21 protein-coding genes are annotated in these 24,351 nt (G+C 76.3%); 10 read left to right on the top strand and 11 right to left on the bottom strand.

The window, feature by feature from the left end; translation table 11 throughout:
* Window positions 1-38 precede the first annotated feature (38 nt).
* The 3 genes from cobS to EV376_RS30605 all read right to left on the bottom strand — a co-directional run bounded on the left by cobS (window position 39) and on the right by EV376_RS30605 (window position 4,732).
* Window positions 39-812, bottom strand: coding sequence for an adenosylcobinamide-GDP ribazoletransferase (gene cobS / locus EV376_RS27795; RefSeq protein WP_130328055.1), 774 nt, complete (start codon window positions 810-812; stop codon window positions 39-41).
* Window positions 802-2,769: a bifunctional adenosylcobinamide kinase/adenosylcobinamide-phosphate guanylyltransferase gene (locus EV376_RS27790; protein WP_130328053.1), complete on the bottom strand. Its 1,968-nt coding sequence runs from the start codon at window positions 2,767-2,769 to the stop codon at window positions 802-804. Before EV376_RS27790 ends, cobS begins: the two co-directional genes overlap by 11 nt.
* A 70-nt stretch (window positions 2,770-2,839) precedes the next feature.
* The gene (locus tag EV376_RS30605) at window positions 2,840-4,732 is read right to left on the bottom strand and encodes a serine/threonine-protein kinase (RefSeq protein ID WP_207228450.1); all 1,893 of its coding nucleotides are present in this window, start codon (window positions 4,730-4,732) and stop codon (window positions 2,840-2,842) included.
* Between the two features lie 116 nt (window positions 4,733-4,848).
* Between EV376_RS30605 and EV376_RS27780 the strand changes: the two genes are divergently transcribed.
* Window positions 4,849-5,049: a hypothetical protein gene (locus EV376_RS27780; RefSeq protein WP_130328051.1), complete on the top strand. Its 201-nt coding sequence runs from the start codon at window positions 4,849-4,851 to the stop codon at window positions 5,047-5,049.
* Window positions 5,049-5,846 carry a site-2 protease family protein gene (locus tag EV376_RS27775; protein ID WP_130328049.1) on the top strand — a complete coding sequence of 266 codons (798 nt, stop codon included), beginning with the start codon at window positions 5,049-5,051 and terminating at the stop codon, window positions 5,844-5,846. Before EV376_RS27780 ends, EV376_RS27775 begins: the two co-directional genes overlap by 1 nt.
* 87 nt (window positions 5,847-5,933) lie before the next feature.
* Here EV376_RS27775 and EV376_RS27770 read toward each other — a convergent pair whose 3' ends face one another.
* Together EV376_RS27770 and EV376_RS31140 are read right to left on the bottom strand one after the other, a co-directional pair.
* Window positions 5,934-6,932: an aldo/keto reductase family protein gene (locus tag EV376_RS27770; protein ID WP_130328047.1), complete on the bottom strand. Its 999-nt coding sequence runs from the start codon at window positions 6,930-6,932 to the stop codon at window positions 5,934-5,936.
* Window positions 6,933-7,000: 68 nt separating this feature from the next.
* A complete protein-coding gene (locus tag EV376_RS31140; protein WP_486482822.1) occupies window positions 7,001-11,797 on the bottom strand; it encodes a WG repeat-containing protein in 4,797 nt (1,598 codons plus the stop codon).
* Between the two features lie 231 nt (window positions 11,798-12,028).
* On the opposite strand from EV376_RS31140, the gene EV376_RS27755 reads away from it, so the two are divergent.
* Genes EV376_RS27755 through EV376_RS27745 form a run of 3 tightly spaced genes read left to right on the top strand, consistent with a single transcriptional unit; the run spans window position 12,029 to window position 14,701 of the window.
* A complete protein-coding gene (locus EV376_RS27755) occupies window positions 12,029-12,880 on the top strand; it encodes an ABC-2 family transporter protein (protein WP_130328046.1) in 852 nt (283 codons plus the stop codon).
* Complete coding sequence (locus EV376_RS27750; protein WP_130328044.1) at window positions 12,873-13,691, top strand: ABC-2 family transporter protein; 819 nt, start codon at window positions 12,873-12,875, stop codon at window positions 13,689-13,691. The genes EV376_RS27755 and EV376_RS27750 overlap by 8 nt, the downstream gene beginning before the upstream one ends.
* Entirely contained in the window at window positions 13,688-14,701 is a 1,014-nt protein-coding gene (locus tag EV376_RS27745) for an ATP-binding cassette domain-containing protein (RefSeq protein ID WP_130328042.1), read from the top strand. Before EV376_RS27750 ends, EV376_RS27745 begins: the two co-directional genes overlap by 4 nt.
* Here the strand turns inward: EV376_RS27745 and EV376_RS27740 are convergent.
* Entirely contained in the window at window positions 14,647-15,207 is a 561-nt protein-coding gene (locus EV376_RS27740; RefSeq protein ID WP_130328040.1) for an XRE family transcriptional regulator, read from the bottom strand. The two genes, EV376_RS27745 and EV376_RS27740, sit on opposite strands and share 55 nt — an antisense overlap.
* 66 nt (window positions 15,208-15,273) lie before the next feature.
* Between EV376_RS27740 and EV376_RS27735 the strand changes: the two genes are divergently transcribed.
* Both EV376_RS27735 and EV376_RS27730 read left to right on the top strand, forming a co-directional pair.
* Window positions 15,274-16,020, top strand: coding sequence for an AzlC family ABC transporter permease (locus EV376_RS27735; RefSeq protein WP_130328038.1), 747 nt, complete (start codon window positions 15,274-15,276; stop codon window positions 16,018-16,020).
* On the top strand, window positions 16,014-16,322 hold the full coding sequence (locus EV376_RS27730; protein ID WP_130328036.1) for an AzlD domain-containing protein: 309 nt from the start codon (window positions 16,014-16,016) through the stop codon (window positions 16,320-16,322). The genes EV376_RS27735 and EV376_RS27730 overlap by 7 nt, the downstream gene beginning before the upstream one ends.
* Before the next feature lie 55 nt (window positions 16,323-16,377).
* Here EV376_RS27730 and EV376_RS27725 read toward each other — a convergent pair whose 3' ends face one another.
* The 3 genes from EV376_RS27725 to nadA form a co-directional block, all read right to left on the bottom strand.
* Complete coding sequence (locus tag EV376_RS27725; RefSeq protein WP_130328034.1) at window positions 16,378-16,971, bottom strand: DUF3043 domain-containing protein; 594 nt, start codon at window positions 16,969-16,971, stop codon at window positions 16,378-16,380.
* Window positions 16,972-17,044: 73 nt separating this feature from the next.
* Window positions 17,045-18,400 (bottom strand): UDP-N-acetylglucosamine 1-carboxyvinyltransferase, encoded by a 1,356-nt coding sequence (gene murA, locus EV376_RS27720; RefSeq protein ID WP_130328032.1) that lies wholly within the window; start codon window positions 18,398-18,400, stop codon window positions 17,045-17,047.
* Between the two features lie 208 nt (window positions 18,401-18,608).
* Window positions 18,609-19,784 (bottom strand): quinolinate synthase NadA, encoded by a 1,176-nt coding sequence (gene nadA / locus EV376_RS27715; protein ID WP_130328030.1) that lies wholly within the window; start codon window positions 19,782-19,784, stop codon window positions 18,609-18,611.
* A gap of 68 nt (window positions 19,785-19,852) precedes the next feature.
* Between nadA and EV376_RS27710 the strand changes: the two genes are divergently transcribed.
* The 3 genes from EV376_RS27710 (at window position 19,853) to EV376_RS27700 (ending at window position 22,654) form a co-directional block, all read left to right on the top strand.
* Window positions 19,853-20,989, top strand: coding sequence for a glycerate kinase family protein (locus tag EV376_RS27710; protein ID WP_130328028.1), 1,137 nt, complete (start codon window positions 19,853-19,855; stop codon window positions 20,987-20,989).
* A gap of 155 nt (window positions 20,990-21,144) precedes the next feature.
* On the top strand, window positions 21,145-21,513 hold the full coding sequence (gene erpA / locus EV376_RS27705) for an iron-sulfur cluster insertion protein ErpA (protein WP_130328026.1): 369 nt from the start codon (window positions 21,145-21,147) through the stop codon (window positions 21,511-21,513).
* Between the two features lie 163 nt (window positions 21,514-21,676).
* Window positions 21,677-22,654, top strand: a complete 978-nt coding sequence (locus EV376_RS27700) for a carbohydrate kinase family protein (RefSeq protein ID WP_130328024.1) — start codon at window positions 21,677-21,679, stop codon at window positions 22,652-22,654.
* A 31-nt stretch (window positions 22,655-22,685) separates the two neighbouring features.
* On the opposite strand, the gene EV376_RS27695 is transcribed toward EV376_RS27700, so the two are convergent.
* Complete coding sequence (locus tag EV376_RS27695; protein WP_130328022.1) at window positions 22,686-22,919, bottom strand: sulfurtransferase TusA family protein; 234 nt, start codon at window positions 22,917-22,919, stop codon at window positions 22,686-22,688.
* A complete protein-coding gene (locus EV376_RS27690; RefSeq protein ID WP_130328020.1) occupies window positions 22,916-24,067 on the bottom strand; it encodes an aminotransferase class V-fold PLP-dependent enzyme in 1,152 nt (383 codons plus the stop codon). Before EV376_RS27690 ends, EV376_RS27695 begins: the two co-directional genes overlap by 4 nt.
* Between the last annotated feature and the right edge of the window lie 284 nt (window positions 24,068-24,351).

Raw genomic sequence — 24,351 nt, 5'->3', positions numbered from 1 at the left:
CTGTCGCCCCGAACGCTACCCGCCGGGCCGGGCGGAACTCAGCCGGACAACACCAGTCCCAGGTAGACCAGCGTGGTGACCAGCTCGACGGTCGCGCCGAGCACGTCGCCGGTCACGCCGCCGAGCCGGCGTACCACGTGTCGCAGCAGCCCCACCGCGACGGCGAGCGCGGCGGCGACGGCGAGCGGCCCCTGCCACGGGCGACCCGGCACGGCCGCGACCGCCACCAGCGCGACGGCGGCCGTGCCGGCGGCCAGCGCGAGCGGCCCGACGGTGCCGGCGACCAGCGCGCCCAGCCCGTCCGGCCGGGCCGCGGGCACGCCGCGCCGGCAGGCCACCGCCACCCCGAGCCGGCCCGCGGCGGACGCGGCCACAACCGCCGCGAGCGCCGCCGGCGCCGACCGGCCGGCCAGCTCCGCGAGGGCCGCTGCCTGCACCAGGAGTACGACCACCAGCGCGACCACCCCGAACGGGCCGACGTCGGGCTTCTTCATGATCTCCAGCGCGGCCGGGCCCCGCCGGTACGACCCGAGCGCGTCCACGGTGTCGGCCAGCCCGTCGAGGTGCAGTCCCCGGGTCAGCAGCGCGCCGGCGGCGACCGTGACGCCGGCCGCCACCAGCGGCGGCGCGAGCGCGCCGGTGAGCAGCAGCACCCCGCCGAGGACGGCCCCGAGCAACGCCCCGACGGCCGGCGCGAGCGCCATCGCGGTGCCCGCCACCGTCCGGTCGATCCGGCCGGCGGGCACCGGCAGCGTGGTGAACGTGGTCAGCGCGAGCCGGGCCCCGGCGGCGAGCCGCCCCTCAGCCGGCACGCCGGCCGGACGGGTCCAGCGGGGCGGACTCCGGTTCGGTGGTGGTCGGGCCCGGGCCGACCGGCTCGGGTTCCCGGAAGTCCGGTTCGGTGGTGGTCGGGCCCGGGCCGGCCGGCTCGGGCTCGCGGAAGTCCGGTTCGGTGGTGGTCGGGCCGGGACCGGCCGGCTCGGGCTCGCGGAAGTCCGGCTGCGGCTCGTCGGCCGGCTCGTCCGGGACCGGGCCGCCCAGGTGCGGGTGCGTCGGCAGCGCCGCCGCCAGCCCCAGCACCGAGCGCAGCAGCGGCAGCGCCACCAGCGCGTTCGCGCCCTCGCCCAGGTCCAGGCGGAGGTCGAGCAGCGGGGTCAGGCCGAGCACGTCGGCCGCCAACGTCACGGCCGGGTGCCCGCCGTGGTCGGCGAGCAGGCACCAGTGCCGGGCCTGCCCGGCCAGGTCCCGGCTGACCAGGCCGGCGGCCACCCCGACCGGTCCGTCCAGCAGCACCGGCAGTCGCCGCGCGGTCGCGCCGAGCAGCACACCGGTCGCCACCGCGACGTCCCCGCCGCCCAACTCGGCCAGGATGTCCTTGGCGCCCCGGGACGAGTGGCGGCTGCGGTGCAGCGCGTCCCGGACGGCCGCGCAGCGGACCATCCAGGCGGCGTCGTCGTACTCGCCCGAATCGCTCAGCACCCGACCGAGCACCGCGGGCGGCTCGGCGCCGGCCGTGGCGGCGAGCACCGCCGCGGCGGCGGCGTCGGTGCCGGCGCCGCACGCGCCGAGTACCAGCAGGCGTACGCCGGCGTCGGCGGCCTGCTCGGCGAGCCGCCAGCCGTGGCGCAGCGCCGACTCGACCTCGTCCAGGGTCAGCGCCGGCTCGACCTCGATCGGTCGGGCGGGCGGCGCATCGACGACCTGCAGGCTCGCCCCGGCCTCGGCGGCGAGCCGGGCCAGCGCGCCCCGGCCGGCCCGCGCCTCGCGGGCGCGGCGCGCGGAGTCACCGGGGACGGTGCCGGCGGCGGCGCCGCCCGCGTGGTCGCCGTGCACGAGCAGCACCCGGACCGTGTCCCACGGGGCGGGCGTGGGGGTGCCCTGGGTGCCGGCGGCGAACCCGACCACGCGGTCGAGCACGCCGAACCCGGCGCCGGGCACGTCCAGGGTGGCCAGCCGGTCGACGGCCTGCGGGCCCGCGTACTCGTCGGGCATGGGCAGCTCCATGCCCGGCTGGATGACCAGGCCGGTCGCCACCATCGGCAGGGCCATCGTCGGCGCCGACCAGGGAGTGCGCCCGTCCTCGTCCGGCTCGGCGGTCGGGACGGGGACGGTCGGCGTCAGCACCTCCGGCAGTGCCTCCGGCTCCCCGGCGGGCGCAGCGGTCGGCGCCGCGGCAACGTCCGGGGTGGCCCGCGCGGGTACGGTGCCCGGGCGGGCCGGCGGTGCGGGCTTGAGCCAGGCCGGCTGACCGGCGACCACCAGGACCACGGCATCGGCGGCGTCGGCCACCGCGCGGTTGGCCGCGCCGAGCGCGTCGGTGAAGGCCCGCCCGAGCGGGGTGGTGGGGACCGGGGAGAGCCCGACCTCGGGGCTCACCACCACCAGCCGGGCCGGGCAGGAGCGGACGGCGTCGGCCAGCTCGGCGATGGTGGCCGTGTCGTCGGCGGGCTGGTGGGCCGGGTCGAGCAGGACGGTCACCCAGCCACCCAGGTCGTCGACGAGCAGCGTCTCGTGCGGCTCCGCGGCGGCGAGCACGTCCGCCAGCCGGCGCGGGTCCGCGGCGGTCTCCTCCGTGGTCCACGACTCCGGGCGGCGGGCGCGGTGGGCCGCCAGGCGGGCCGCCCACTCCTCGTCGTCGGCGCCGGCATCGGTCGCGGTGGCCACGTACCGGACCGCCGGCGCGTCGGCGACCAGGGACTCGGCGAACTCGGACTTGCCGGACCGGATACCGCCGAGCACCAGGACCGTGTTCCACCCGTCAACGGACATGCCCGTACCTTAAAGCCGCCCGGCGTCCGGTCGCCTCCCGCCCCGCGCCGGCGCGGCCGCCGGGCGGACCTCAGCCGCAGTGCTCGAAGCCGCTGCCGTAGCTGGCGCCGCCGGTCGACCCGCCCCACTTGACGCACACCCCGGCGGCCTTGGCGCGAACCGGTCCGGCGTAGTACGCGAACGACCCGCTGTCGGTGTCGCGGCGCCCGCCCTGGACCTCCAGCCAGGCGGAGGTGGCGGTCGCCGTGCCCACGGCGGTCTCCTTCATGGTCACCACGCAGTTGGTGCCGGCACCGTCGTGGTACAGCAGGTAGACCCGACCCCGCCGGACGCCGCCGGAGGTCAGCGCCGCCGAGTCGATCACCCGGTAGCCGCTGCCGCACGCCTCGACCGGCGTGTACGGGTTGGGCTTGGCGGGTGCCCCGGTGGTGGCCGTCGGGCGGGGAGTCGACCGGCCCCCGGTGCTGCTGGCTCCCGGCTCCGGTGCCCCGGTTGCCGGTACGCCCCCGGCGGGGGCGCCGCCACCCGGGGAGCGCCTCGCCGTGGGGGCCGTCGAGGGCTGGCCGGCGGTCGGTGCCGTCTCGGTCGCCGGGGTGGCTCCGGGCGTCGCCTCGGCGGTGGCCGGGACGCCGCCGGCGGCGCCGGGAGCGGCCGGGTCGCCGGAGAGCAGCGCGGTGGCGGCGACGGCCCCGGCGACCACGACGGACACGGCGGCGGCGCCGACGAGTGCGGCCCGCCGGACCGGCCGACGGCCGGTGGGCTCCTCCAGCGTGGGCGACGTCGGGGTCTCCCGGTACGGGGCAGGCCGCCCGGTCGGGGCGGCGGCACCGGGCGGCCCGAGGTAGCCGTGGGGCGTGGCGGGATCCGGGCCGGTGCCCGCCGGTGCGGCGGCCGGGCCGGCGGTCGGTGGTGCGGCGGCCGGGCCGGCCGTCATCGGGTCGGCCGGGTGCGGGCCGGGCGTGGCCGGTGGCGGGGGCGGCGCGGCGGCCGGGCCGGGCGTGGCCGGGGGTGCCGCGGCGGGTGTCGGCCCGGCGGGCGGCGCGGGCGGCCCGGCCGGCCCGAACGGCGCGGCCGCCGGGGACGGACCGGTGACCGCCCACGGCGGCCGGGCCGACTCGGGGACCACGGCGAGCGTCGCCTCCCGGGCCTGGTTCGCGGCGTCGGCCAGCGCGGCGGCGTCCGGCCAGCGGTCGCCGGGCCGTTTCGCCATGGCCCGCTCCACCACGGCGACGACCGCGGGTGGCGTCTCCGCCGGCAGCGGCGCGGGCTGTTCCTGCACGTGCCGCAGCGCGACCTGAAGCGGGCTGTCCCCGTCGAACGGCGGCCGCCCGGCGAGGCAGGTGTACGCCACGACGCCGAGCGCGTAGATGTCCGACGCGGCGCCGACCGGCCGGTTGGCGGCCTGCTCGGGAGACATGTACGTGGCGGTGCCGAGCATCATGTCGGCGGCGGTCAGGCCGGCGGTGGTGCCCGAGCGCGCGATGCCGAAGTCGACCAGCACGACCCGGCCGTCCCGCTTCACCAGGAGGTTGCCGGGCTTGACGTCCCGGTGCACGATGCCGGCGGCGTGCGCGCCGTGCAGCGCGTCGGCCGCCTGGGCGACCACCGACATGGTCGACGCCGGGTCGAGCCGCCCGGCCCGCCGCAGCCAGGCGCCGAGGGGCTCGCCGTCGACGTACTCCATCACCAGGTAGTCGACGTGGCTGCCGTCGGCGAGACCGGCCCGGCCGACGTCGTGCACGGCGACCACGCCGGGGTGGCGCAGCGCCGCCAGCATGCGGGCCTCGGCGCGGAAGCGGGTGGTGAAGTCCGGGTCCTCGGTCAGCGCGGGCAGCAGCACCTTCACCGCCACCTCGCGCTCCAGCGCGACGTCCGTGCACCGCCACACCGCGCCCATGCCGCCGGTCGCCACCCGCGCTTCCAACCGGTAGCGGTCGCCGAGCAGAACACCTTGAGTCAGCACCCGGCCACGGTACCGGCCCGCACATCGGGGACGATCAAGCCCTCACCCGACGCGCAGCCGTTGTCCGCGGCGCCGACTAGTCTGGCGGGGGATCAGCGGCGAGGGGAGACGCGCACATGGCGTGGAGCTGGCGGTACGAGGGCGCGAACGGCGAGCCGGCGCAGGGGCCGGCGGAGCAGTTCGGCAGCCAGGCGGATGCCGAGTCGTGGATCGGCCAGACCTGGCGGGAGCTCGCGGCGTCCGGCGTCACCTCGGTCGCGCTCGTCGAGGACGACCGCGTGGAGTACCGGATGAGCCTGCTGCCCCCGGCGGAGTGATGGCGGGCGACCGTCCGGGGAGCGGGCCGCTGCTGCTCGGCGTGCCCCGGGCGGCGTTCCGTCCCAGCCCGGTGTTCCTCGCCCTGGTGGCGATCTTCGTGACCAGCGGCGTGCTGACCTGGCGCGGGGTCGGCAATCTCCGGCTCGACGTCTTCCTCTTCGTCGTCTCCGGGTGGCTGGTCTCCCTCTGCCTGCACGAGTACGCGCACGCGATCGTCGCGTTCCGCGCCGGCGACCGCAGCGTCGCCCACCAGGGCTACCTCACGCTCAACCCGCTGAAGTACAGCCACCCGCTGCTGTCCATCGCGCTGCCGGTGCTGGTGGTGCTGCTGGGCGGCATCGGCCTCCCCGGCGGCGCGGTCTGGGTGGACCGGCACGCCATCCCGGGGCGGCTGCGGCACACCCTGGTCAGCCTCGCCGGCCCCGCCACCAACGTGGTGTTCACGCTGCTGCTGGTCCTCGCGGTCCGGCTGTTGGCGCCCGGGGGCGGGACGCTCGAATTCTGGGCCGCGGTGGCGCTGCTCGCCTTCCTCCAGCTCACCGCGAGCCTGCTCAACCTGCTCCCGGTGCCGGGCCTGGACGGCGGCAACATGATCCAGCCGTGGCTCAGCCCGCCGTACCGCCGGATGTACGACCTCTTCGCGCCGTACGGCTTCCTCCTGCTGTTCGCCCTGCTGTGGAGCCCCCGCATCGCCGGCTGGTTCTTCGGCGCGGTCTTCGCGATCGGCGACGCCCTCGGCCTGCCCCGGGGCCTGTACTCCCTCGGCCTGGACCTGGTCCGCTTCTGGCAGGGCTGAGCGGCCTGGCTGGGCGGCCCCCGCCCGGGCCGCGCCCCTCGACGCGCCGATCCGGGGCCCGACGGGCCCCGGATCGACGGGGCAGGGTTACGGACGCTGGGCGGGCGACTCGGTGCGGGACGGGTCCCGCTCGGTGACCGGCTCGACGATCTCGTCGATCGCCTTGAGCAGGTCGGCGTCGAGCTTCACGCCAGCGGCCTTGACGTTGTCGTGCACCTGCTCCGGGCGGGTCGCGCCGACGATCGCCGAGGAGACGTTGGGGTTCTGCAGCACCCAGGCGATCGCGAGCTGGGCCATGCTGAGGTCGGCCTGCTCGGCGAGGGGCTTGAGCCGCTGCACCCGGGTCAGCACCTCGTCGTTCAGCCACTTGGCGATGAAGCCGGCGCCGGACTTCTCGTCGGTGGCCCGGGAACCGGCCGGCGGCGGCTGGCCCGGCAGGTACTTGCCGGAGAGCACGCCCTGCGCCATCGGGGACCAGACGATCTGGCCGACGCCCAGCTCCTCGCTGGTGGGGACGACCTCGGCCTCGATGACCCGCCAGAGCATCGAGTACTGCGGCTGGTTGGAGACCAGCGGGATCCGCAGCTCGCGGGCGAGCTGGTGGGCCTCCCGGATCTGCGCCGCCGTCCACTCCGAGACGCCGATGTAGAGGGCCTTGCCGGAGTGGACGACGTCCGCGAACGCCTCCATCGTCTCCTCCAGCGGTGTGCTGTAGTCGTACCGGTGGGCCTGGTAGAGGTCGACGTAGTCGGTGCGCAGCCGGCGCAGCGAGCCGTTGATCGACTCCATGATGTGCTTGCGGGACAGGCCCCGGTCGTTGCGGCCCGGCCCGGTCGGCCAGTAGACCTTCGTGAACAGCTCGATCCCCTCGCGCCGCTCGCCCTGCAGGGCCCGGCCGAGGACGTCCTCCGCGCGGGTGCCCGCGTACACGTCGGCGGTGTCGAAGGTGGTGATGCCGGCGTCCAGGGCGGCCCGGACGCAGGCGAACGCCGCCTCCTCCTCGACCTGCGAGCCGTGGGTGATCCAGTTGCCGTACGAGATCTCGCTGACCATCAGGCCGGAGCGGCCCAGGTGTCGGAATTCCATGACCCGACCCTAGTCCGGGCGCGGCGGTCCCATCCGGGTCGGTCGGCGCGGGCCGGCGGACCCGGCCGTCAGATCACCGGCACGGTGTCGGTCAGCAGGTGGTCGATCTCGGCGACCACCCCGTCCCGGTCCGGGTGCGTCGGGTCGATCAGCGGTTCACCCCGCCGGTCCAGGGCGCCCCACCGTCCGGAGGCCGTCGCCACCAGGAACGCGACCGGGTGCACCACCACCGCCGCGTGCACCGGCGGCACGACCACCCGCCCGGTGCGGTCCACCACCCCGTACCGGCCGGCGGCGTCCACCACGGCCAGCCCGTCGTCGGTGAAGCCGTCGACGTGCCGGCCGTCGGCGAGCATCGTGGCGAACCCGTGGTAGCGGGTCGGGACCACCAGCCGGCCGGTGCTGTCCACCGCGCCCCAACCCTCCCGGCGGACTGCGGCGACCCCGCGCCGGAACGGCCGTACCTCCGCGAAGCCCGGCGGCACGACCACCTCGCCGCCCGGGTTGATCGCGCACCAGCCGCCCGGCTCGCCCCGGGAGACCCACGCCAGCCCGTCGGAGAACGGGCGGACCGCCAGCCAGCACGGCTCCAGCACGGTGGTACCGGCCAGGTCGACCAGTGACCACCGGTCGTCCCCCGGCCGGCGGACCCAGGCCACCCCCTCCCGGAACGGCTGCGCCTCCGCGTACTCCGCCGCGATCACCAGGTCGCCCTCCGGGTCCGCGTACCCCCAGCGGTCACCGTCGCGTGCCGGCACCGGGGGCCGGTCCGGCTCCAGCACTTCCTCGCGCTTGCGCGGGTACGGCCCGAAGCCGGTCACCGCGGCCCGGTCGGTCACCGCGTCCAGGCTCATCCGGACCCGGGCCAGCAGTTCGGGGTCGGCGGAACCGCGCAGGTCCAGCGCCCGCTCGAAGTGCGCGCAGGCCTCCATCAGGCGGCCCTGGTCGAAGCAGCACCGCCCGGCGTGCTCGTGCAGCGCCGCCCGCAGCCGGTCGGGCAGCTCCGGCGAGTTGGCCTCGGCGAAGAGCCGGTCGGCCTCGGCGTACTCGCCCCGCCAGCGCAGCACGTGCGCCAGCCGGGCCTGGGCCAGGGCGGTCCGGCGCAGTTCGCCGGTCGCCTCCGCGTAGGTGAGGGCGAGCCGGCCGTCCGCCAGGGCGTCGTCGAGGTCCCCGGCGAGCCGGGACACCACCGCGCGCAGGCTGAGCAGGCGGGCGCGGGACCGGTTGTCGATGGCCGTGCCGAGCTTCTCGGTGAGGCGGCGCCGGATCGCCAGGAACTCCTCGGGATCCGTGCTGATCTCGCGCAGGGTCACCGGGTCCAGCTGCCACCGGTAGCTGGCCAGGATCTGCTCGGGGTCGCCCTGCGCGGCCAGGCGCTCCGCGGCGGCGTCGGTCGCGTCCCCCGCGGCGTCGGTGGCCTGTTCCGGTGGGGCGGTGTCCGTGGCTTGTGCCGGCGGGGCGGCGTCCGTGGCTTGTGCCGGCGGGGCGGCGTCCGTCGCGCCGTCCGGCGCGGCCTTCCGCGCGCCGCTCGGGCCGGCCCCGGGGGCGGCCTCCGCGGTGCTGGACGTCCGGGGAACCGCCGTGGTGCCGGGTGCCGGCCCCGCCGCCGGTGCGGTGATCGGGTCCGGCTCGGCGATCGGGTCCGGCTCGGCGGTCGGGGTCGGTGCGGCGTCGGCGTGGGCTGGCGCCGGTCCGGCCGGAACCTCGGTCACCGGGTCGGGGTTGTTGACCGGGACGGCCGCGGATGGTGGCGGCGCGGCGGTGCCGACCGGCTCGGCGGGTGCCGCCGCCGGTGCGGTCTGCGGTGCCGCGTCCGGGCCTACCAGCTCCGGCGTCGCCACCCCGGGTGCGGTGGGTGGCGTCGCGTCCGGTGCGGGGGCCGCCGGTGGAACGGCCGGCGCGGGGACCGCGGTGTCCGGGTGGGGCGCCGCTGCGGCGTCGGCCGGCGGTGGCACGGTGCCGGGTTGCGGTCCGGCCGGTGGTGCGGTTACCGGCTCCTCGGGCGGCGGGACGTGGCCCGGTCCGGTCGAGACCGAGGCGTCCGGCGCCGGGCCCGGCACCGGCGCGGCCGGGTGCGCGGTCGGCTGATCGCCGGCCAGGGATGCGCGGGCCGGTTCGGTCGGGGCCGTGGTGGCGGGCTCGGGTGTGGTGCCGGGCACCGCTGCCGGCTCGGTGGCCGGCGCGGCGACGGCGTCCGGTGCCGGATCCGCCGGCGCCGGCGTGGACGCGCTGGGCGACGGGGCGACCGGTGAGGCCGGCGGCGCGGCATCGAATGTGGACGGTGCCGGCGGCGCGGAGACCGGCCGGGTGCGTCCGGTCTCGAAGGGGGGTGCCGGGACCGGACGGTCGCCGGGGGCCGCCGAGGACACCGTGGGCGCGGACGCGTCGACCAGGCCGTCGGTGCCGGGTGCCGCCGTCGTGGGTACCGGCTGTCCGGCGGCGGCTTCCCCGGGCGCGGCCGGTTCCGGGACGTCCGTGGGCAGGTCGGGTGCCGGTTCCGGGCCGGTTGTCGACGGCGGGGCGGCCCGCGTCGGGTCGGGCCGCGGGGCGGGGACGACCGGGGCCGCATCCGTCGCGGCCGGTGCCGGATCGGGCGTCGACTCCGGCGTGGCCGGCGCGAACCAGGAGCCCGGTCCGCCGCGCTGCCGCGTGGGCGGCGGCTCGACGACGGGCGGGTCCGAGGGAGGCGGCGGGACGTACCGGCGCGGGTTCCACGGCGTGATGGCCGGCATCGGCGGGGAGGTGGTGCCGGAGTCCGCCGCGCTGACCGGCGGCTCCGATGGCGTCGGCTGCTCCGCCGGCACGTCGGGGTGGGCCGCTGGCAGGCCGCCCCGCCCGGGGTGGAACTCCGCCCGCGGTCCGTCGGTCGGGACGTTGGCCGTCGGCCCCGGACGGTGTGCGGGGGAGACGGGCCGGTCCGGGTTGTGCGGGGCGGCCGGTCCCTGCGGGTGGGGTGGCGGCGGGACGGGTCGGGCGTGCTCCCGGCCGGGTGCGGGGGAGACCGGCCGGGCGTGACCCCGCTCGGGCGCGGGAGAGACGGGTCGGGCACGCTCCCGGTCCGGTGCCGGCGAGACGGGTCGGACGTGGGCCTCGTCCGGTCGGTGGGACGGCGGCACCGGGCGGTCCGGTCCGTACGGGACGGGCGTGCCGGCGTGGGGCCGGTCAGGGAACGGGCCGCCGGCCCTGGCCGCGCCGGGGTGGTCGAAGCTGCCCGGAGCCGGCGACACCGGCGGGCCGGCCGCGGGGGAGACCGGCCGGGTGACCGGGGCCGGTGGGACCGGCCGGGTGCCGTGGCCGACCGGCCTGTTCGCCGGGGGCCGGTGGTCGGGGCCGGTCGTCGGGTGGGCGGGGGAGACCGGACGCGGGGGTGCGCCGGAGCCGGATCGGTCGTGCGGCTGCGCCGGCGGGACGGACACCGGTGCGCCGGCGGGGTGCGTCTCGGGCCGGACCGGCCGGCCGTCGTGCGGGTGGCGGTCGACCGGCGCGGGGCGCGAGCCGTGGTGCGGGCCGGGCTCGCCGTGCCGGGCGGCCTCGCGGTCCGCGCCGGGCCGGAGCGGGCCCGGTGGCGGCCACGGCAGGCCGGCCTCGGGCCGCCGGTCGGGGTGCGCCTGCTCGGAACCGTGGCGGTCGGGCCGGCGGTCCAGGCCAGGCGCGTCGTCGCGGTGCCGATCGGGGCCGCCGTGCACCGCCGGGCGGCCCGGGTCGGCCGGGCGGCGCTGCGGGTACGGCTCGGCGCGCCCCTCGCGTGCCGGCCAGGCCTCGTCCCGGTCCGGGCGGAGGCTCTCGGCCCACTGCTGGTCGCCGTGCGACCGGTCCGGGTGCGGTCCACGGTCGGCCGGGCGGTGTCCCGGTCCGTCGACGGACCGGTCCCAACCGCCGTCCCGCCGTCGCTCGACCGGCCCGGCACCGGCCGCCCGGTCCCAGGAACCGTCCGCGGCACGCGGGCTGCCCACCCCGGGCGGTCCGTCGACGGACCGGTCCCACCGGCCGTCCCCGGGCCGGCCAGGTGGCGCGTCGACCACGCGGTCGACCGGCCCGTCCGCAGGCCGGGCGCGCCCGGCGCCGACGGCGCGGTCACGCGGGCCGGCGGTCGACTGCTCCCGAGGTCCGCCGGCCGGGCGGTCCGGGTACGCCTCGGCGGGCCGTCCCCGGCCCCCCGCGCCCGAGTGGCCCCACGGGTAGCGGGTGCGGCGCGGCTCCGCCCCGCCCCGCCCGGTGTCGCGGTCGTGGCCCCTGGGCAGATCCTCGTCCGGCTCGGGTAACCAGTCCGCGTCCGGCCGGCCCGCGGGAGAGACGGGCCGGTCGCGCCCGCCCGGCTCACGGCGGGCGTACCGGTCGTCGTACCGGCCGCGCCCGGTGTGGTCGGCGCGTCGCGGGTCGGGGCCCCGTCCCGGGTCGGCGCCGCCCCGGCTGTTGCGCGGTTCCGACCGGTGGCCCCGGTCGCCCACCCCGGCCGGGTCACCGGGCGGGCGGCGATACATCTCGTCGCCGGGATGGCGGTACGCCTCGTCGGGCGGGCGGCGGTACATCTCGTCGCCGGAACGGGGGTACGCCCCGTCGGCCGGGCGCCGGTACATCTGGTCGCCGGTGCGGTGGTCGTCGTGGGGCAGTGGGCGGCCGTCCGGTTCGTCCTCCCAGGACCGGCCGAGGTACGTGCCGTCGGGGCGGGTCGGCGCGAGCGGGGGCACCTCGGCCCGACCGACCACGGCGGCCCGGCCGCGCGGGGCGGGCGGTGGGGGATGGTCGATGCCGATGTCGCCGGGGTAGCGCTGGCCGGGGAACTGGGGGTGCCATTCTTTCGTCGGCTCGACCACCCAGGACGGCTCGGCGGGGTCGTGCCACCGGTCGCCGTAGCCGCGACTCATCCGGAGGACCCGTCGCCGGTCTGCACGAGGGTGCGGCCGTGCCCCGCGCGGACGGGCGTGACGGACCGCCCGAGGGGCGTCCGCTCGCTCACGGCCGCGCCCCGGTGGCCGGCTCGCGTCCGCTCGCTCACGGCGATTGTCACCTCGTTGCACATTGTCGCGCTGGGCGTCCCGCCCGCCGGTAGAGTCCCCCGTCCCGGCATGGCGTAGCTGCGGAAGGAGGGTAGCGGCGTGGGCTCGGTCACCGCCACTGTGGCACCGTCCCGGGCATCAAACGTTATCCTATGGTTCCGGACATTTAAGGCTATAACCGGATCGGGCTTCCGACGTTACGCCACCTACCGTCAGGCCTCGGTCGCTGGGCTGGCCACCAACGTGGTCTTCGGCTTCCTGCGTTGCTACGTGCTGCTCGCGGCCGTCGGGGCGGCCGGCACGGTGGCCGGGTACGACCGGGGCCAACTGGCCACGTTCGTCTGGGCCAGCCAGGGCCTGCTCGCCGTGATCCTGCTCTGGGGCTGGACCGACCTGGCCGACCGGATCCGCTCCGGCGAGATCGCCGCCGACCTGCTCCGGCCGGTGCACCCGGTCACCGCGTACCTCGCGGCCGACCTCGGCCGGGCCGGGCACGCCGTGCTGGTCCGGATGCTGCCGCCGGTGCTGATCGGGCCGCTCTTCTTCGAGGTCCACCTGCCGGCACGGTGGGCCACCGTCCCGCTGTTCGCGGTCTCCGCGGCCCTGGCCGTGGTGCTCTGCTTCGGCTGCCGGTTCCTGGTGAACGCGACCGCGTACTGGCTGCACGACGTCCGGGGCCCGATGATCCTCTGGACGGTCGGGGCGGGCGTGCTCGCCGGCCTCTACTTCCCGCTGCGCTTCCTGCCGGAGTGGCTGCAGCTCGCGCTGTGGCTGGGCACCCCGTTCCCGAGCCTGCTGCAGACCCCGCTCGACGTGCTGGTCGAGCGGGACCCGACCGGCGTACAGGCCGGCCTGGTCGGGTTGCAGGCCGGCTGGACGGCGCTGATCCTGTTCGCCGCCCGGTGGGTGCAGGGTCGCGCGGAGCACCGGCTGGTGGTGCAGGGTGGCTGAGCCTCCTTCCGGCGGCGCCCTCGGGGCGTACCGGGCGCTGCTGGGAGCCCAGGCCCGCGCGCAGGCCGCGTACCGGACGTCGTTCGTCGTCGACCTGCTCGGCAACGTGGGCTCCACCGTCTTCGACGTGGTCACCGTCCTGGTCATCTTCGGGGTGACCCGGGAACTGGGCGGCTTCACGCTCGCCGAGACGCTGGTGATCGTCGGGCTCTCGTCCGCCGCGTTCGCCACCGCGGACCTGCTGGTCGGCAACATCGAGCGGCTGCCGCGGTACGTGCGCAGCGGGCTCCTCGACGCGGTGCTGGTCCGCCCACTCGGCGCCCTGCCCCAGCTCCTGCTGATGGACCTGCCGCTGCGCAAGGTGTCCCGGGCGGTGTTCGGCGTGGCCGTGCTCGCCGTCGCACTGGCCTCGGCCGGGATCGACTGGACCCCGGCGCGGGCGGTGCTGGCGGTCGTGGCCCCGCTGGCCGGGGTGGTCTTCTTCGGCTCGGTGTTCGTCGCCACCGCCACCGTCTCGTTCTTCTGGGTGGACTCGGGGGAACTGGCCAACTCGGTCACCTACGGCGGGCGGGACTTCACCTCGTACCCGGTCACCGTCTACGGTGGCTGGTTCCGGGCGCTGTTCGCGTACGGCCTGGGCCTGGCCTTCGTCAGCTACCACCCGGCGCTGGCGCTGCTGGGCCGGGCCGACCCGCTGGGCCTGCCGGCCGTGGTCGGCTGGGCCGCGCCGGCGGTCGCGCTGGTCGCCGCGGCGCTGGCCGCGCTGGCCTGGCGCACCGGGGTCCGCCACTACCGGAGTACGGGATCATGACCGACGTCATCGTGGCCGACGGGCTGCGCAAGGAGTTCACGGTGCGGGTCCGCGCCGGCCGCCTGCGCCGGGAGAAGCGGCGGGTCACCGCCGTCGACGGCGTCGACCTGCGGGTCGCCCGCGGCGAGATGCTCGGCTACATCGGCCCGAACGGCGCCGGCAAGTCGACCACGCTGAAGATGCTCACCGGCGTGCTGACACCGTCGGCCGGGGAGGCCCGGGTGTGCGGACTGCGCCCGGTCCCGGACCGGACCCGCCTCGCACTGTGCATCGGGGTGGTGTTCGGGCAGCGCTCGCAGCTGTGGTGGGATCTGCCGCTGCGCGACTCGTTCGCGCTGCTCCGGCACGTCTACCGGGTGCCCGCCGACGCTCACGCGGCCCGGCTGCGCCGCTGCCGGAGCCTGCTCGACCTGGACGCCTTCATGGCGGTGCCGGTGCGGCAGCTCTCGCTGGGCCAGCGGATGCGCGGCGAGCTGACCGCGGCGCTGCTGCACGGGCCCGAGGTGCTCTTCCTCGACGAGCCGACGATCGGCCTGGACGTGGTCAGCAAGCAGGCGCTCCGCGGCTTCCTGGCCGAGCTGGGCCGCGCCGGCGACACCACGCTGGTGCTGACCACCCACGATCTGGCCGACATCGAGCGGCTCTGCGCGCGGCTGGTCGTGGTCGACCACGGCCGGGTGGTGCACGACGGGTCGATCGCCGCGCTGCACCGCCGGTACGGGTCGCGCCGCCTGCTCGTCGCCGACCTGGACACCGCGCCGGCCCGGCCGCCGGCGTTGCCCGGCGCGCCGCTGGAGCGGGTGGAGGCCGACGGGCACCGCCTGGTGTACGCGCTGGAGTCGGCGGGCGTGGCCGAGGTGGTCGCCGCCCTCGCCGGTCTCGGCGCGCTGCGCGATGTCTCGATCGTCGAGCCCGACATCGAGGACGTGGTCGCGCGCCTGTACCGGGGGGATCCTCAGGGGTGTTCCATCACCAGCACGGCGAAGGTGCCCGGGGCCAGGGCCTCGTAGCGGTGCGGCACGTCGCCGGGGAAGGCGGCGTAGTCGCCGGGGCCCAGCTCCACCAGCTCCGGGTCCGGCCCGATCCGCAGCCGCCCGGCGCCCACCACGACGTGCTCGACGCTGCGGGCAGTGTGCGCCTCGGCGGTGCGCACGGTGCCCGGCTCCAGCTCCATCAGGTAGACGTCCCGGCGGACGTGGGCGGGTCCGGAGCTGAGCAGCGTCGCGGTGAACTCGGCGTGCTCGGAGCGGATGCGCGGGCCCTCGCCGGCCCGGACGACCCGGACGGCCGGATCGGGCGGCTCGACCAGCCGGCTGAACGGGACGTCGAGCGCCACCCCGAGCGCCCAGAGGGTCTCCACGCTCGGGTTGCCGACGCCGGACTCGAGCTGGGACAGGGTCGACTTGGCGATGCCGGCCCGCCGTGCCAGCTCGGTCAGTGAGATGTTGACCCGCTCCCGCTCGCGGCGCAGCGCGGCGGCGATGGTGGCGAGCGGGGGAGCCGGCTCCGCGGACATGTTCGCTCCATCAGTCGGTTTGTTCGATTTGACGACCACGTCCGGTCGCGTTCATCATTCTGTACCGTGCGTACGGTACAGCGAACAGCGGACGGTGCCATCCTCCGCGACGTCGCCGCGATCGGGGCGGCGATGGTCGCGGTCGGCGCCTCCTTCGGGGCGGTCGCCGTCGCCGCTGGCGTGCCGGTGTGGGCGACCGTCACCATGTCCGTGCTGGTCTACGCCGGCGGCGCGCAGTTCATGGCGGTCGGGCTGGTGGCCGCCGGCAGCCCGCTGGCCGCCGTCCTCGCCGGGCTCCTGCTCAACGCCCGGCACCTGCCGTTCGGGCTGACCCTCGCCGACAGCATCGGGGGCCCACTCTGGCGCCGGCTGCTGGGCAGCCACCTGATGACCGACGAGGCCACCGCCTTCGCGCTGGGGCGGCCGGCCGGCGCCGCCCGGCGGCGCGCGTTCTGGCTGGCCGGCGTCCTGCTCTTCGTCGCCTGGAACCTCGGCACCCTGCTCGGCGTGCTGGCCGGCGGGGCGGCCGGCGACCCGGCCGCCCTCGGGCTGGACGCGGCCTTCCCGGCCGGCCTGATCGCCCTGCTGATGCCGACCCTGCGGGACCGGGACACCCGCCGGGTGGCGCTGGCCGGCGCGGCGCTGGCGGTGCTCGCCACCCCGCTGCTGCCCGCCGGGCTTCCGGTGCTGCTCGCCCTGGCCGGCCCGGCGGTCCTCGCCGTCCGCCACGCGCGCCGGGCCGGTACGACCGACGGAACGGAGCCGAACGCGCTGGAGCCGGTGTCGGCCAGCCGGAAGGAGGACTCGTGCTGATCGCCGTCATCGTGGCGCTGGCCGCCGGGACGTACGGCTTCCGGATCGCCGGTGTGCTGCTGCGCGACCGGCTCGACCTGCCCGCGTGGTCCCGGCGGCTGCTGCCGGTGGGTGCGGCGGCCCTGCTCGCCGCCCTGGCGGCCACCGCCGCGCTCACCGAGGCCGGCCGGTTCGCCGGCTGGGCCCGACCCGCGGGCGTGCTGGTCGGGGTGCTGCTGGCCTGGCGCCGGGTGCCGTTCGTGCTGGTCGTGCTCGCCGCCGCCGGCACCACCGCGCTGCTGCGACTGCTCGGCGTGGAGTGAACGCCGTGACGACGACGGCCCCTCCCGCAGCGGGAGGGGCCGTCGTCGTCACGGGTCAGATCGGGTCGCCGATGTTGACGCGCGGCTCGGGCGCCCGCATCCGGCGGAAGGTGAGCGACCGCATGATCGCGTACAGGTAGAGCGAGCCCATCCGCTGGCCGGTGTTCGGGTACCGCTCGCGGACCAGCTTCCTGATCTTCCGCGCGATCAGGATCGAGTCGACGATCACGGCGACGGCGAGCACGGCCCAGAGGAGATTGGAGGCGAGCTGGATCACCGGGGGCATCGCCTGGTTGGAGCCGATCAGCACCACCAGCGCGCCGCCGAAGAACCAGGTGCCCACCGTGCGCCGCGAGTCGACCACGTTGCGGGCGAGCAGCCGCTCCGGCCCGCGGTCGCGGGGGCCGCCCTCACGCCGGAACTCCGCGGCCGACTCGGCGCGCAGCCTGCGCCGCTGCTCCCGCCGCTCCTCCTTGGTCAGCGGCTTGGTGGCAGCCGGCGGACGCCGGCCGGCGGCGGGCCGCTTGGGCGTCTCGCGCCCCTTCGCGGGGGTGTAGCCACGGGGGCGGGCGGCAGGCTCCTCCTCCGGGGTCACCGGAGCGGTGGCCTCGTCGACGAGGTCGGTGGACTTGCGGCGAAACAGCGACACGCGGCAAGGGTAGCCAAACGCCGGCGCCCGCCGCACATCGCGGTGCGGCGGGCGCCGGCGTCAGTGGTCGACGTTACGGCCGCTCGACGTGCGCGCCGAGGTCGGCGAGCTTGGCCTCGAAGTCCTCGTAGCCGCGGTTGATCAGGTCGACGCCGTACACCCGGGACGTGCCCTCGGCGGCCAGCGCCGCGATCAGGTGGCTGAACCCGGCGCGCAGGTCGGGGATGATCAGGTCGGCGGCGTGCAGCTTGCTCGGCCCGGCGATCACCGCCGAGTGCTTGAAGTTGCGCCGCCCGAAGCGGCACGGCGTACCGCCGAGGCAGTCCCGGTAGACCTGTATGTTCGCGCCCATCGAGTTGAGCGCCTCGGTGTAGCCGAGCCGCTGCTCGTACACCGTCTCGTGGACGATCGACAGGCCCCGCGCCTGGGTCAGCGCCACGACCAGCGGCTGCTGCCAGTCGGTCATGAAGCCGGGGTGCACGTCGGTCTCCAGCGCGACCGACTTCAGCTCGCCGCCCGGGTGCCAGAACCGGATGCCGCCCTCCTGGCCGGGGTCCCCCAGGCGGGGCGGGCGGGCGTCGGTGACCTCGTACTCGCCGCCGACCGAGCGGAAGATGTTCAGGAAGGTCATCATGTCGGCCTGCTCCGCGCCGAGCACCTCGACGTGGCCGCGGGTCGCCAGGGCGGCCGCCGCCCAGCTCGCCGCCTCGATCCGGTCCGGGATCGGGCGGTGCGAGTAGCCGTGCAGCTTCGGCACGCCCTGGATCTCGATCACCCGGTCGGTGTGCACCTTGATGATCGCGCCCATCTTCTGCAGGACGCAGATCAGGTCGATGATCTCCGGCTCGACGGCCGCGTTGCGCAGCTCGGTCACACCCTCGGCCATCACCGCGGTCAGCAGCACCTGCTCGGTGGCGCCGACGCTCGGGTACGGCAGGGCGAACTTGGTGCCGTGCAGGCCGTTCGGCGCGGACAGGTGCAGGCCCTCCGGCCGCTTGTCGACGGTGGCCCCGAACTCCCGCAGCGCCTGGAGGTGGAAGTCGATCGGGCGGGGACCGATGTGGCAGCCGCCCAGGTCGGGGATGAACGCGTGGCCCAGCCGGTGCAGCAGCGGCCCGCAGAAGAGGATCGGGATCCGGCTGGAGCCGGCGTGCACGTTGATCTGGTCGGTGCTGGCGCTCTCCACGTTGGCCGGGTCGAAGACCAGCTCACCGTCCTCGTCGCCGTCGGTGACCTTGACGCCGTGCAGGCCGAGCAGCCCGCGGACGACCTCGACGTCACGGATCTTCGGCACGTCGTACAGCCGGCTCGGGCTGTCACCCAGCAGAGCGGCGACCATCGCCTTGGAGACCAGGTTCTTCGCGCCGCGCACGCGGATCCGCCCTTGCAGCGGAGTGCCTCCGTGTACGACCAGGACGTCGTCGGTCAACGCAACCTCCAGCGCGTCGGGTGGTGCCGTGTGTCGATGGTGGGCGGGTGTCCTGCTACCCGCGATGGCGGCGGCGGTAACCGGGCCCGCGCGTCGTCGCCCCGGCAGCATAGCCCTCCGTGACGAGAATGGACCCGGTCACTTCGCCCTACGGGGCATTTATCGGTGATCCGGCACTTTCCCGTACCAACTCCGCTACCGAGGGTGATCAGACGCCGGGAAGGGCGAGCATCTGGTCCAGCGCCACGCGGGCGTGGTGGGCGGTGTCGGCGTCGACCGTGATCTGGTTGACGACCCGCCCGGCGACCAGCTCCTCGAGCGCCCACACCAGGTGGGGCAGGTCGATCCGGTTCATCGTCGAGCAGTAGCAGACCGCCCGGTCGAGGAACATGACCTGCTTGTCCGGATTGGCCAGCGCGAGTCGGCGGACCAGGTTCAGCTCGGTGCCGACCGCCCACGCCGAGCCGGCCGGCGCGCCCTCGATGGCCCGGATGATGTACTCCGTCGAACCCACGAAGTCGGCCGCCCGGACCACCTCGTGCCGGCACTCCGGGTGCACCAGCACGTTCACGCCCGGGACCCGCTGCCGTACGTCGTTGACGCTGTCCAGCGTGAAGCGGCCGTGCACCGAGCAGTGCCCGCGCCAGAGGATCATCCGCGCGTCGCGCAGCTGCTCGGCGGTGAGCCCACCGTTCGGCTTGTGCGGGTCGTACCGGACGCAGTCGTCCAGCGAGAAGCCCATCTCCAGCACCGCCGTGTTGCGGCCCAGGTGCTGGTCGGGGAGGAAGAGCACCTTCTCGCCCCGCTGGTACGCCCACTCCAGGGCCCGCTTCGCGTTCGACGAGGTGCAGACGACGCCACCGTTGCGCCCCACGAAGCCCTTGATGTCCGCCGAGGAGTTCATGTACGTGACCGGGACGGTGCGGTCGGCCAGGCCGAGGTCGGCCAGCACGTCCCAGGCCGTCTCGACCTGCGACAGCACCGCCATGTCCGCCATCGAGCAGCCGGCGGCCAGGTCGGGCAGGATCACCTTCTGGGCGTCGGAGGTGAGGATGTCGGCGCTCTCGGCCATGAAGTGCACGCCGCAGAAGACGATGTGCTCCGCCTCCGGCCGCGCCGCGGCCTCCCGGGCCAGCTTGAACGAGTCGCCGGTCACGTCGGCGAACTGGATCACCTCGTCCCGCTGGTAGTGGTGGCCCAGCACGAACACCTTGCTGCCCAGCTTCGCCTTCGCCGTCGCCGCGCGGGCCACCAGGTCCGGGTCGCTCGGCGCCGGCAGGTCGCCCGGGCACTCGACGCCGCGTTCGGCGGCCGGGTCGCTGCCCCGACCGAGCAGCAGCAGTGCGGTTGCGGTGTTGGACGGTTCTACCCAGGTCGACGTCACGTACCCCATGGTCCCACAGCGCGGGCGTGCCGCAGCCGCCACCGGTGTGGGCTGCCACACTGCTCGGCATGCGCGTGCTGCTGTGTCCCGACAAGTTCGCCGGCACGTTGTCGGCCCCCGACGTGGCCACCGCCGTCGCGGCCGGCTGGCGGGAGGTGGCCCGCGGTGACGACCTGATCGTCCGGCCGCTGGCCGACGGCGGCCCCGGTTTCCTGGACGTGCTCGCCGACGCGGTGGACGCCCACCGGGTGCCGGTGCCGACCGTCGACCCGCTCGGCCGGCCGGTGGCCGGTGAGATCCTGGTCACCGCCGACGGCACCGCGTACGTGGAGAGCGCCCAGGCGTGCGGCCTGCACCTGCTCGCCCCGGCCGAACGTGACCCGAAACGCACCACCTCGTACGGTCTGGGGCTGCTGGTCACCGCCGCCGTCGAGCACGGCGCCCGCGAGGTGGTGATCGGTCTCGGCGGCTCGGCCACCAACGACGCGGGCGCCGGGCTGTTCACGGCGCTCGGCGTGACGCCGCTGGACGAGGCGGGCACGGCCCTGCCGTACGGGGGAGCGGCGCTGGCCGCCGTCGCGGGGCTGGCCGGCGCGCCCCGGCTGCGCGACGCCCGCCTGGTGGCCGCCACGGACGTGGACAACCCGCTACTCGGGCTGCACGGCGCGAGCAACGTCTTCGGCCCGCAGAAGGGCGCCGACCGGGCCGACGTGCTGCTGCTCGACGCGGCACTGGAGCGCTTCGCCGCCGTTCTGGAACGGGACCTGCCGGGCTGCCCGCCGGGCCTGGGCGCGCTGCCCGGCGGCGGCGCGGCCGGCGGACTCGGCGCGGCGATCCTCGCCCTCGGCGGCCGGTGCGAGTCGGGCATCGGCCTGGTCACCCGCGCCATCGGCCTGGACCGCGCGCTGGACGCCGCCGACCTGGTGATCACCGGCGAGGGCTCGTTCGACCACCAGTCGCTGCGCGGCAAGGTGGTCGCCGGGGTGGCCGGCGCCGCCCGGGACCGGGGGGTGCCCTGCGTGGTGCTGGCCGGACGGGTCAGTACCGGCCGGCGGGAGGCCGCCGCGGCCGGCGTCACCGAGGCGTACAGCCTGGTCGAGCACTTCGGCGGGGAGGAACGCGGCGGCGTAGAGGCGGCCATGGGCCGGCCCGCCGAGGGGCTGCGGGCGCTGGCCGCCCGGCTGGCCCGGCAGTGGAGCCGGTGACGGATGGGACCACCCGGGCCGGTGCGGGCCGCGTCACCTGGGTGACCCGCCACCGGGAGGCCTACAATCGGAAACCGGACCACAGTGGGAATCGCTGACCGACAGGTGACGTTGGCCAGGACGACCACACCGTACGCGTGCAGGGAGAATTCCACGTGACCACGCCAGCGCAGACCGAGTCGACCGAGGCCCAGGCCCCCACGACCGTCGTCCTCACCGACGTCGCGGCGCAGAAGGTCAAGGCTCTGATCGAGCAGGAGGGCCGTGACGACCTGCGGCTCCGCGTCGCGGTGCAGCCGGGCGGCTGCTCCGGCCTGCGGTACCAGCTCTTCTTCGACGAGCGGTCGCTCGACGGCGACATCGTCACCGACTACGACGGCGTCGAGGTCGTTGTCGACCGGATGAGCGCCCCCTACCTGACCGGCGCCACCATCGACTTCGCCGACCGGATCGACGCCCAGGGCTTCACGATCGACAACCCGAACGCGGGCAACTCCTGCGCCTGCGGCGACTCGTTCAGCTGAGCCGTACCGCCGGCGGGGCCGCCTCCCTCCTCGACGAGGGAGCGGCCCCGTCGGCGTTTCTGCGGGTGTCCGGCGGGGTGGACGGCGCCCGACCGAGCGGTAATGCCCCGCTGACCGGACCGGTAGGCTGACCGCGCCCCGCTTCCCGACCCCGAGGGTTGACATGAAGATCGCCGTGACCGGTTCGATCGCGACGGACCACCTGATGAGCTTCCCCGGCCGGTTCGCCGACCAGTTCATCGCCGACCAGCTGCACAAGGTGTCCCTCTCGTTCCTGGTGGACGACCTCGTGCTGCGCCGGGGCGGGGTGGCCGCCAACATCGCCTTCGGGATGGGCCAGCTCGGCCTGCGGCCGGTCCTGGTCGGTGCGGTCGGCGCCGACTTCGCCGACTACCGCTCCTGGCTCGAACGGCACGGGGTCGACTGCGACTCGGTGCACGTCAGCGAGGTGGCGCACACCGCCCGTTTCGTGTGCACCACCGACACCGACATGTGCCAGATCGCCTCCTTCTACGCCGGCGCGATGAGCGAGGCCCGCAACATCGAGCTGGAGCCGGTCGCCCACCGCGTGGACGGCCTCGACCTGGTGCTGGTCGGCGCCAACGACCCCGAAGCGATGCTGCGGCACTCCGCCGAGTGCCGGGAGCGGGGGTACGCCTTCGCGGCCGACCCGTCCCAGCAGCTGGCCCGGATGCCCGGCGAGGACGTCGTCGCGCTGATCGACGGCGCCGACTACCTGATGACCAACGACTACGAGAAGTCGCTGCTGCAGAGCAAGGCCGGCCTCAGCGACGAACAGCTGCTCGACCTGGTCAAGGTGCGGGTCACCACGCTGGGCAAGCAGGGTGTGGAGATCGCCGGGCGCGACATCGACCCGATCCACGTGCCGATCGCCCGGGAGATCCGCGCGGTCGACCCGACCGGGGTGGGCGACGGCTTCCGGGCCGGCTTCTTCACCGCGCTCTCCTGGGGCCTCGGGCTCGAGCGGGCCGCCCAGGTCGGCTCGCTGCTCGCCACGCTGGTGCTGGAGACCGTCGGCACCCAGGAGTACCAGGTCCGCCGCGACCTCTTCGTCAAGCGCCTGGCCGAGTCGTACGGCGACCAGGCCGCCGAGGACGTCCGGCCGCACCTGCTGCCCTGACCACGGGGGAGCCTCAGTTCCGGGGCCGCGGTCAGTGGTGGCGGCGGACGTCGTAGGCGGGGCCGTCCTCGCCGTCGAGGCGGCCCAGGAACTCCTGGCCGCGCATCCGGCACCAGGCCGGGATGTCCACCGCCGCCGCCGGGTCGTCGGCCAGGACCCGGACCACCGTGCCGACCGGCAGCTCCGGCAGCCGCCGGGCCACCGCGATGACCGGCAGCGGGCAGCGCTGCCCCCGGCAGTCGAGCACCTCCTGCGGCAGCGTCACAGCCCCACCACCCCCGCCTCGGCACGCAGCCCCGCCACGATCCCCGGCAGCTCGGCGAGGAACCGCTCGACGTCCGCCTCGGTCGTCTCCCGGTGCAGCGAGACCCGGACGTTGCCGTGCGACAGCACCCCCATCGCCTCCAGCACGTGCGACGGGCGCAGCGTCGACGACGTGCACGACGAGCCGGACGAGACGGCGAAGCCCCGCCGGTCCAGCGCGTGCAGCAGCGCCTCTCCGTCCACGTACAGGCAGGAGAAGGTCACCAGGTGGGGCAGCCGGTGAACCGGGTCGCCGACCACCTCGACGTCCGGCACGTCCGCCGCCACCCGGGCCCGGATCCGGTCCACCAGCGGCGCGAGCCGCGCCGCCTCCGCGGCCGCGTCGGCCGCCGCCGCGCGCAGGCTCGCCGCCGCAGCCACCACCGCGGGCAGGTTCACCACCCCCGGGGTACGCCCCGACTCGCGATCGTCCGCCGGCCACGGCGACTCCCAGCGGGTGCCCTTGCGGACGACCAGCAGCCCGACGCCGGGCGGCCCGCCCCACTTGTGCGCGCTAGCGCTCAGCACCGACCAGCCCGCCGGCAGCGGCACCCGGCCCACCACCTGGGCCGCGTCCACGTACAGCGGCACACCGGCCCGGGCGCAGGCGGCGGCGGCCTCGGCGACCGGCTGCACGGTGCCGACCTCGTGGCTCGCCGCGATCAGCGCGGCGAGCGCCACCCCCGGCGCGGCGACCGCCGCCGACCAGGCGTCGAGGTCGACCCGGCCGAGCCGGTCCACCGGGACGGACGTCGCCGAACCGCCCGCGGCCACGTGCTTCCCGGCCGCGTGCAACACCGCCGAGTGCTCGATCGCGGAGTGCACCAGGCCGGCCCCGGCCCGGCGGCGCCCGGCGAGCCCGCCGAGGACGGCCGAGTGCGCCGCGCTCGTACCGCTGGGGGTGAAGGAGAGCTCGTCCGGCCGGACGCCGAGCGTCGCCGCGGCGGCGTCCCGCGCGGCGTCGAGCAGCTGGCGTGCCCGGCGGGCCTGCGTGTACAGCCGGGCCGGGTCGGCCCAACCGTCGTCCAGCGCGGCCAGCAGCGCCTGCCGGGCGACCGGATGCAGCGGCGCGGCCGACGCCGCGTCCAGGTAGACCGGGGAAGCGCTCACGGTGCCGCCTTTGTTCGCGGCTGCGGGGCTCGCCGGCCCGGCTCACTCCTCGCGCTCACGGTGCCGCCTTTGTTCGCGGCTGCGGGGCTCGCCGGCCCGGCTCACTCCTCGCGCTCACGGTGGCCCACGCTATCGCGTCGTTGGGCCGCGATCGCCCCGATGGGGGCGGACAGTGACCCCACGGCGGCCCAGCCCGTCATGGTCGAGTAATCTGCGACCGTCGGTGACGCCTTTGCCGCCGGTGCTGCCGATCCGCCCCCGGGCGGGAGGGGCAGGACGCACCG

The sequence above is a fragment of the Micromonospora sp. CNZ295 genome (genome assembly GCF_004217535.1).
Note: the sequence above shows the minus strand (reverse complement) of the source record. Positions and strands in the feature narration are given on the sequence as shown.